This window comes from Candidatus Rokuibacteriota bacterium (assembly GCA_016188005.1).
Classification (GTDB): Bacteria; Methylomirabilota; Methylomirabilia; order Rokubacteriales; family CSP1-6; genus UBA12499.
Genome location: JACPIQ010000111.1, coordinates 24,824 through 33,909, shown reverse-complemented (window position 1 = coordinate 33,909; position 9,086 = coordinate 24,824). Strand labels below are relative to the sequence as shown.

The window sequence follows — 9,086 nt, the reverse complement described above, 5'->3', positions numbered from 1 at the left end:
CTGCCGGCCTGGGCGAAGACGCGAACGCGTCGCTCCGCCTGGAGGCGGCCGCGGGGCCACTCGTAGGTCGCCGTGTCGTCGAGGATCTGGACGACGGCCTCGACCCGGTCGGGGCGCAGATCTTCCAGCGCGGCGCGGGCGGCGTCGCGGACCCGGGCGAGCCGTTCGCCGAGCGAGGCGCGGTAGACGGCGAGGGCCCGCGCGAGGTGCGGCGTGTCCTCGTCGCTCAGCCGATCAGAAGAGATCGAGCTGCTGCGCCTGTCCCAGTGATAGACGCGCTGCTGCTTTGTAAGCACCGGACTGTCCTCGCCGGCGCGCCCGCGTGACGTCCGGCGTCTCCTGGAGCACCACTTCGTAGAGCCGCGCGGAGCGGTCGCCGGACCGCCTGAGCAGCCGGCCGAGACGCTGCACCGCCTCCTTCACGCCCTTCTCCCCGCCGAGCACGATGCCCAGCTTGAGGGCGGGCGCGTCCCACCCCTCGTTGAGGACCTCGCAGGCGGCCAGCGCCCGGACGGTGCCCGCGGCGAAGCCATCCAGCACCGCGTTGCGCTCCCGCTTGTCGGAATGCGCGGTGAGCGCCGGGATCAGGAAGCGCGCGGAGACCTCCAGCGCCATGCGGTTGGACGCCGTGAAGATCACGCACTGGTCCGTGGGATGCAGGCGCAGGATATCCTCGACCACCCGGAGCTTCTCCGCGGACCGGTGGATGAGGGCGAGCTTCCGCCGGTACGCCCGCAGCACCTCCCGGGCCTCGGTGTCGGTGCGGGAGCGGCGCGTGAGGTCGGTCCACTCGAAGCCCGGCTCCTCGCGCCTGCGCTCGATGAGGTACGCGCGCACCCGCCGGGAGAGCCCGTCGAATTCCTCCTGCTCCTCGGGCGCGAGGTGGATCGGCACGCGGACCAGGCTGTAGTCGGCGAGCGTCCTGCCCTTGGCGGCGGCGATCTCCTCGCGGAACACCACGGGCCCGATCAGGTCGTCGAGCATCCCCTCGCGCCGGTCGGCGCGCTCGGGCGTGGCCGTGAGGCCCAGGCGCATGGGGGCGAGGGTGTCGAGCGCGCTCTCGTGCAGCGTGGCCCCGGGGAGGTGGTGGGCCTCGTCGAAGACCACCAGCCGGTAGCGGTTGCCCATCTCCTTCATGTGGATGTAGGCGCTGTCGTACGTCGTGACGGTGATCGGCCAGATCTCGCGCCGGCCGTCGCCGAGCACGCCCGCGTCGAAGCCGAGCCCCTGGCGGATGCGCCGCTGCCACTGGTACATGAGGTCGCGCAGCGGGGCGACGACGAGTGCGGACACGCGGTGGCGGGCGATGATCGACAGCGCGATCTCGGTCTTGCCCGTGCCCGTGGGCTTGACGATCACGCCCCGGCGGCCGGCCTGCTCCCAGGCGAGGACGGCCGCCTCCTGATCGGGCCGGAGCGGCGGCAGCGCCGGCCGCAGAGGCGGGCACTCGAAGAAGCGCCCGGCCTGGTCCGTCAGCGAGAGGTGGTACCGGGCGGCATCTTCGCAGAGGCGAGCGTGGTGCATCGCCTCGGTGCGCCAGGCGCCCACCCGCTCGTCCCAGGCGAGATACGGCGGGACGCGCGCGGTCCGGGGCAGTTCGAGGCGGAGCGAGCCGCGATCGAAGGACAGCACACCACCCGATGCGGGGGCCGCGGGGGCGGCTGCCGCCGGGCGACGCGAGACCTTGCCGTGCGAGTGTTTCAGCGCTCTGCTCGGCCGGCGCCCGCCTTCATGCGCTCGATGGCGGCATTGGCGAGGCGGTCGGCGCGCTCGTTGAGCGGGTCGCCGGAATGGCCCGCAACCTTGTGCCACTCGACGTCGTGCTGCTCGGCCAGCGCCAGGAGCGCCTCCCAGAGATCCCGGTTCTCCACGGGTTTCTTCTGGGCGTTCCTCCACCCGTTCCGGCGCCAGCGCACGTACCAGCGGTCACGGAAGCAGTTGACGACGTAGGCGCTGTCGCTGTAGACGGCCACGCCGCGGCGGCCCGGAAGGGCGCGGAGCCCCTCGATGACCGCGGTGAGCTCCATGCGCTGGTTGGTGGACGCGGGCTCGGCGCCGGACAGCTCGCGCTCGCTCCCGCCGTCGAGGATGATGGCGCCCCAGCCGCCGGGGCCCGGGTTGCCGAGGCAGGCGCCGTCGGTGTAGAGGGTGACCCGGTCGGTGCGGGGTCCCGCGGGTGTCAGGCGGGCCAGTAGAGGTACCGCCCGCAGGCCTCGCAGGGGAGGAGCGTGTTCTGTGGCTTGAGCTCCTGCAGGCGCTGGGGGGTGATGGTCATCCGGCAGCCGGAGCACAGGTTGGGCATCGTCACCACGGCCAGGGCGAGCCCGCCACGACCGCGGAGCAGCCGCTCGTAGTCGGCGAGGATGTTGACCGGCAGCTCGCGGGCCACGCCGGCCCGGTCGCTTCGCGTGACGGCCAGATCGGCCTCCACCGCTCCGAGCTTCTCGCGGAGCGCCTTCTCCTCCGCCGCGCCCTGGGCCTCGGCGGCCTTGAGCTGCGCCTCGGTTTCCTTGATCGCCCCGGCCAGCCGCTCGTGACGCTCCATGAGCGTGAGGATCTCCTCCTCGATCCTGGCCTTCTGCTGCTTGACCTCCTCGATCTCGGAGAGGACGGCCGAGTACTCCTTGTTGGTCTTGACCTGGTAGAGCTGGCCCTCGAACTTCTGGCGCTTCACCTGCGAATCGTCGAGGTCCTTCTCCTTGGCGCGCGTGTCCTTGCGGGCCGCGTCGAGCTTCGTCTTGGCCCCCGCGACCTGGTTGCGCATCTCGTCCACCTCGGCCCGGACGCGGGCGATCTCCTGCGGGAGCCGGGCGGCCTCGCCCTCGAGGCCGGCGATCTTCGTATCGAGCGTCTGCAGCTCTATCAGGATCCGGAGCTGGCCGTCCAAGTCTTCACCTGGGGCGGGCACCCGGGCTGTCGCCACGCCCGCCCCCGCCGCGAATTCGGACTCATGTTGCTTGCTTGCGCGGCGTCAGCCGCCGCCAGGCACGGGCGGGCGACAGCCCGGGTGCCCGTGCCATGGTGGTGGGCCCACTTGGACTCGAACCAAGACCGTACCGGTTATGAGCCGGGGGCTCTGCCAATTGAGCTATGGGCCCGCGCGTGATCATATCAGGACTCCAGGAAGCTCCGGAGCTTCTTGGAGCGCGACGGGTGGCGGAGCTTGCGGAGGGCCTTGGCCTCGATCTGCCGGATGCGCTCGCGGGTCACGGCGAAGTCCTGGCCGACCTCCTCGAGCGTGTGCTCGCACCCGTCGGACAGGCCGAACCGCAGGCGCAGCACCTTTTCCTCCCGCGGGGTGAGCGTGTTGAGCACCTTGTTGGTCTGCTCCCGGAGCGAGAGCCCGATCATGGACTCCACGGGCGAGCCCACCTGCTTGTCCTCGATGAAATCCCCCAGGTGGCTGTCCTCCTCCTCGCCGATGGGCGTCTCGAGGGAGATGGGCTCCTGGGCGATCTTGAGCACCTTCCGCACCTTGTCGACCGGCACCTCCATCTTGACGGCGATCTCCTCGGGACTGGGCTCGCGGCCCAGCTCCTGCACCAGCTGCCGAGACGTCCGGATGAGCTTGTTGATCGTCTCGATCATGTGCACGGGGATGCGGATGGTCCGGGCCTGGTCGGCGATGGCGCGGGTGATGGCCTGGCGGATCCACCAGGTGGCGTAGGTGGAGAACTTGTAGCCGCGGCGGTACTCGAACTTGTCCACGGCCTTCATGAGGCCGATGTTGCCTTCCTGGATGAGGTCGAGGAACTGGAGCCCCCGGTTCGTGTACTTCTTGGCGATGGAGATGACGAGGCGGAGGTTGGCCTCCACCATCTCCTTCTTGGCGCGCGCGGCCTTGGCCTCGCCTTGCCTGATGATGGCCACGATGCGCTTGAGGTCCTCGGCCCGGGCCTTCGCCCCCTCCTCCGAGCGCCTGATCTTCTGCTGCGCGACCCAGACGAGGCGGTCCTTGATGCCTGGGTGCTTGCTGGCGGCCCTCTGGTAGAGGTCGCGGTCACCGTCGTCGCGGTCGTCGTCGCCGAGGGAGGCGAGGAAGGCGTCCACCGCCGCCGGCGCCGGGCGCCGGCCGTCCGACCACAGCGCGATCTCGCGCTCGGCGCGCTGGATCTTCTCCACGAGCCTCTTCAGGTCCTGCCCCCAGGCATCCAGCAGCGAGGGCTGGAGGTTGAGGCTCCGGAGCGTGCCGAGGACCCTGGCCTGCTTGGCCTGGGCCTGTGTCTCGATCTTTTTCCAGGTGGGCTCGCCCTTGCGGCGCCCGCCGGCGCGCGTCCGGAGGCGCCGCGCCTGGTCCATGAGCTTCTCGCGCTCGCGGAGCAGCCGGTCCACGCTGCCGAGGTCGCGGATCACCGAGCGCCGGAGCTCCTCCTCCTTGTCCTCGGAGAACTCCTCCTCCGGGTAGTCCACCACGTCCTTGACGGGGACGACCTCGCGGCGCAGCTCGTCGCGGAGCCCGTGGATCTTCTCGAGGGCGAGGTTGGTCGCGAGGATGGCCCGCGTCACCTCGTCCTTGCCCTCCTCGATCCGCTTGGCGAGGGTGATCTCCCCCTCGCGGGTGAGGAGGGACACCCGGCCCATCTCGCGCAGGTACAGGCGCACGGGATCCTCCGTGCGCCCGACGGGGCCGGGGGTGAGATCGATGGGCGCATCGGCGGGCTCGTCCTCCTCGTCTCGCTCGTGCGGCGGCTCGACCTCCGAGGGGAGCCGGCTGGCCTTGGCGGAGTCCACGACCTCGATGTCCATGGCGCCGAACATCATCATGATGTCGTCGAGTTGGTCGAGGGAGACGATGTCGGACGGCAGGGCGTCGTTGACCTCGTCGTAGGTGAGGAACCCCTTCTGCTTCCCCACCGCGATGAGCTTGTCGAGCTCTTCCAGCTTCGGTTCGTCCGCCATGCTCGCAACGTCTCCTGAAGGGGGGTTAGGGCGTCATTGACCCGGGCGCGCTCGCTTGGGGCCCGGGGGCGGGCCGGCCCGCCGCTGGCGCGAGGGACAGCTCGCGCACCTCCTGGGCCTCGCGCTGGAGCCGCCCGAGCTCGGCCTCGAGCTGGGGCAGGGACGGGTCCGCGGTCGCCTGGGCCTCCACGATGGCCCGGGTCACCAGCCGGATCCGCTTCTTCCGGCGCCGGATCTCGTAGCGCCGCTGGAGCTGGCTGATCTGCTGCTGCACGTCCGTCCACTGCCGCTCCTCGAGGAGCAGGGAGGCGAGGAGCCCGCGCTCGCTGTCGCTGTCGAGCAGGGTCATCAGCGCCTCGGCCGGGCTGTCGGGGGCGCCGCGCAGCGCCTCCAGCAGCCGCCGGAGCCCGGGATGGGCGATGTCCTCCTGGTCGATCCCCGGCAGGAGCGCGCTCCGGGCCTCCGCGACGCCGAGCAGCAGCGCCAGGAGGTCTCGCTCGGCCAGGCTCGGGGGCAACCCGGCCGCGCTCACCGTAGGCAGCGCGTCGCGACCCGGAGCCCGCTCGCCGCGGCCGTGGGACAGCCGCGCCCGCCCGAGCTGCTGCGCCTCGATCCAGAGCTGGGTCGTGTCCACCCCGAGCTCCCGGGCGGCCTGGCGCGCCAGCGCGGTGGCCTCCTCAGCATCGGGAACCTTCGAGAGGATCAGGGCGACGCGGGCATGGGCCGTTGCGCGCCCGCGGGACGAGGCCAGGTCTTCTTCGGCCAAGGCCTGCGCCATCACGAAGGAGAGGATACTCCTGGCCGCGTCCAGGCGCGAGCGGAAGGCCTCCGCCCCCAGGGCCCGGAGCAGGCTGTCGGGATCGTGTCCCTCGGGGAGCACCGCGACCTTGACGGGGAAGTGGCCGGCCCTCGCGAAGCCGCCCGTCCGCGCCACAGACCAGCCCAGGCTCCGGATGTCCGCAGCCTCCCCCGTGAGCTCTTCCAGCCGCGCGGCCGCCTTCTGTCCCGCGGCGTCGGCGTCGAAGACGGCGATGATCTCGTCGGCGTGACGCTGCAGGAGCGCGAGCTGGGCCGGGGTGAAGGCGGTGCCGAGCGCGGCGACTGTCTCGGTGAAGCCGTACTGGTGGGCCATGAGGCAGTCGAGGTAGCCTTCCACCACGACGGCGCGGTTGCGCTCGCGCATGGCCCCCCGCGCGAGATCGAGGGCGTAGAGAGTCTGTCCCTTCACGTAGAGCGGCGTCTCGGGGGAGTTGAGGTACTTCGGTTCTTCGAGGCCCAGGGCGCGCCCGCCGAAGGCGACGACCCGGCCTTGCCCGTCGCGGATCGGGAACAGGAGCCGGCTGCGGAAGCGGTCGTAGAAGCCCGAGCCGGTCTGGCGAGGGAGGACGAGCCCGGCCTGGGCCAGGGCCTCCTCCGCCACCGACTGCCCTCGCATGAAGGTGAGCAGGTGGTCCCAGCCCTCCGGAGCCCAGCCGAGGCCGAAGCGCCGCGCCATCTCCGGGTCCACGCCGCGCCCCTCGAGATAGCGCCGGGCCCTCTCACCGCCGGCCGCCCAAAGCGCCTCGGCGTAGAACTCCGTCGCGCGCGCCATGAGCTGGCGGAGCGCCTCGAGCTTTCCGTCGGCGGCCTCGGGCGTGCGCTCCGCGGGCAGCGCCACGCCGGCGCGCCCGGCGAGGAGACGCACGGCCTCGGGGAAGGCGAGCCGGTCCTGGCGCATGAGGAAGCTGAAGGCATCCCCCCCGGCGCCGCAGCCGAAGCAGTGGAAGATGCCCTTCTTCGGGTGGACGGTGAAGGAAGGTGTCTTCTCCGTGTGGAAGGGGCAGAGGGCCTTCCAGTTCTCGCCGGCACGCTTGAGGTTCACGAACTGGCCGACGAGCTCCACCATGTCCACGCGCGAGCGGATCTCCTCGAGGAGCGGGGGCGAGAAGCCCGGGCCCATGCTAGTCTCCCACCCGGAGGCTGGCGATGGTGGCCCCCTCGCCCCCTTCCTGGGGTGCGCCGGGCCGGTGCGCGGCCACCAGGGGATGCACCGCGAGCAGCTCGTGGACGACGCGGCGGAGTGTGCCCGTCCCCTTGCCGTGGATGACCCGCACCGATGGCAGCCCGGCGAGGAAGGCGTCGTCGAGGTACTTCTCGACCAGATCGCGCGCCTCGTCCGCGGTCCGGCCGATCAGCTGGATCTCGGCGGCGACGCCCGTCTTCTCGGGCAATCGCACATCCCGGCGGGCCGGCGCCGCCGCCCGGGAGCGCGCGCGGTGGGCCGCGGGAGGCTCCAGCACGCGGAGGGCCCGGACCGGGACCTTCACCGTGACGCTCCCCGCGCGCACCGTCGCGCCGGCTCCGTCCACCGTCAGCACCTCTCCCTCGAGGCCGAGATGCACGATCTGGACATGATCGCCCGGGGCGGCGGCGGCCGTGGGGCCCGGGGCATCCTCGGCGGGCGCTTCCGACGCGCGCCGGGTGAGATCCAGCAGGCGCTTGCGGCTCCGCTCCAGGCTCTCACGCGTACGGTCGCTCCGCTTGAGCTGCTCCCACTCCTCGTTCACCGCGCGGCGGATCTCGCCGAGGAGCCGCTGGGCCTCGGCCCGAGCGCGAGTGAGGCTCTCGCGCGCCTGGCTCCGGGCTGTCTCCAGCTCCTCCCGCGCCCGGGACAGGGGCCCGGCCGACTCCGCCTCGCGCCGCTCGATGAGCGCCGCGCGCCCGGCGTCCTGGCGGTCGCGCGCGTCAAGGCGGGTGAGGAGCTCCTGGAGGGCGCGCCCGTGCGTCGAGCGGTGGGCCTGGGCGCGATCGATCAGGGCCGGAGGCAGCCCAAGCCGCGCCCCGATGGCCAGGGCATAGCTCTGCCCCGGGCGGTCGTAGACGAGCCGGAAGGTCGGCTCAAGCCGCTCGCCATCGAACTCCACCGAGGCATTCCGCGCCCTCGGGTCGGTAGAGGCGAAGGCCTTGAGGGGCTCGAGATGAGTGGAGGCCACGCAGAAGGCCCCGCGCCCGGCCACCTCCTCGAGCACGGCCTGGGCCAGCGCGGCGCCGTCCTCGGGATCGGTGCCGGCGCCGAGCTCGTCGAGGAGCACCAGCGACCGGTGGTCCACGTGCTCGAGCACGACCCGGAGCTGCCTGACGAAGGCCGAGAAGGTGGAGAGGTTCTCCGCCACGCTCTGGTCGTCGCCGATGACGGTGAACAGCTGCTCGAACACGGGCAGCCGCGCCCCGTCGCATGCCGGCAGATGAAAACCGGACTGGGCCATGAGCGCGAAGAGCCCCAACGTCTTGAGGGCCACGGTCTTGCCTCCCGCGTTGGGCCCCGTGATGACGAGCAGCGGGCGCTCGGCGTCTAGCACGAGGTCCACGGGGACCACCGGCCGCTCGGGGTTCTGCCAGCCCTGGGCCAGAAGGAGGGGGTGACGCGCTCCCCGGAGGCTGATCTCCGCGGTGCCGGCCGGGCCGGGGCCCAGCGCCGGCTCCACCGCCCTCATGCGCTCGGCCAGGTCGGCCAGGGCGAAGGTCAGGTCGAGCCGGCCCAGGCCCTCGAGCAGTGTGTGGAGCTCGGGCAGCGCCTCGCGAACCGCGTCAGTGAGCACGGCCAGCACGCGCCAGACCTCGCTCTCCTCCTCGCGGATGGCCTGCACGAGCTCGTTGTTGTCCTCCACGACCGCCTCGGGCTCCACGAAGAGCGTGGCCCCGCTCTGGGAGCGGTCGTGCACGATGCCACGCAGGCGCCCCTTGGCCGCGGCCAGGATCGGCAGCACGTAGCGGCCGTGGCGCACGGTCACGTAGCGCTCCTGGAAGAGGAGGTCGGCGCCCGGCGCCTGGAAGTGGGCTTCGAGGCGCTTGACGAGGTCCCTCCGTAGCTCCCGGAGCCGCCGGCGAAGACGCCGCAGCGCGGGACTGGCCTCGTCCGTCACGCCGCCATCGTCGTCGAGCGAGCGCCACAGGAGGTCTCGCAACCCGTCCAGCGGCGGGAGCCCGCGGAGCGCCGCGGAGAGATCGGGGGCCACGCCCTCGATGCTCCGGCCGTATCCCACCAGCCGCCCCTGAGCCTCCAGGAGCGGAATCAGCCCGCGGAGGTCGGCGCCGTCGGCCACCGCCCCCGGGGTGCGGGCCCGGTCCAGCGTGGCGCGCACGTCTGGGATCGCATCCCATGGCGGCGGGCCGCCCTCCGCCAGGGCGAGGCGGCCCTGGCGGGTGTC

Annotated in this window: 7 protein-coding genes and 1 tRNA gene; all 8 read right to left on the bottom strand. The window is 72.2% G+C overall.

Annotated features, from left to right (window positions below):
- Nucleotides 1–296: hypothetical protein (locus tag HYV93_21650; GenBank protein ID MBI2528575.1), on the bottom strand; the 296-nt coding region annotated here is incomplete at its 3' end.
- The gene (locus tag HYV93_21645) at nt 235–1,632 is read right to left on the bottom strand and encodes a DEAD/DEAH box helicase (protein ID MBI2528574.1); all 1,398 of its coding nucleotides are present in this window, start codon (nt 1,630–1,632) and stop codon (nt 235–237) included. The genes HYV93_21645 and HYV93_21650, both read right to left, overlap by 62 nt.
- Before the next feature lie 68 nt (nt 1,633–1,700).
- A complete protein-coding gene (rnhA, locus tag HYV93_21640; GenBank protein MBI2528573.1) occupies nt 1,701–2,183 on the bottom strand; it encodes a ribonuclease HI in 483 nt (160 codons plus the stop codon).
- Nucleotides 2,180–2,887 carry a hypothetical protein gene (locus HYV93_21635; GenBank protein MBI2528572.1) on the bottom strand — a complete coding sequence of 236 codons (708 nt, stop codon included), beginning with the start codon at nt 2,885–2,887 and terminating at the stop codon, nt 2,180–2,182. Before HYV93_21635 ends, rnhA begins: the two co-directional genes overlap by 4 nt.
- Before the next feature lie 135 nt (nt 2,888–3,022).
- Nucleotides 3,023–3,098 (bottom strand) — tRNA-Ile (locus HYV93_21630).
- Between the two features lie 13 nt (nt 3,099–3,111).
- On the bottom strand, nt 3,112–4,899 hold the full coding sequence (rpoD, locus tag HYV93_21625; protein ID MBI2528571.1) for an RNA polymerase sigma factor RpoD: 1,788 nt from the start codon (nt 4,897–4,899) through the stop codon (nt 3,112–3,114).
- Nucleotides 4,900–4,924: 25 nt separating this feature from the next.
- Nucleotides 4,925–6,838, bottom strand: a complete 1,914-nt coding sequence (locus HYV93_21620; protein ID MBI2528570.1) for a DNA primase — start codon at nt 6,836–6,838, stop codon at nt 4,925–4,927.
- Between the two features lies 1 nt (nt 6,839).
- A complete protein-coding gene (locus HYV93_21615; protein ID MBI2528569.1) occupies nt 6,840–9,020 on the bottom strand; it encodes a Smr/MutS family protein in 2,181 nt (726 codons plus the stop codon).
- Between the last annotated feature and the right edge of the window lie 66 nt (nt 9,021–9,086).

Bases quoted from the DNA above. Each gene is read 5' to 3' on its own strand.
- rpoD (MBI2528571.1), bottom strand. From the start codon at position 4,899: ATGGCGGACGAACCGAAGCTGGAAGAGCTCGACAAGCTCATCGCGGTG.
- HYV93_21620 (MBI2528570.1), bottom strand. From the start codon at position 6,838: ATGGGCCCGGGCTTCTCGCCCCCGCTCCTCGAGGAGATCCGCTCGCGC.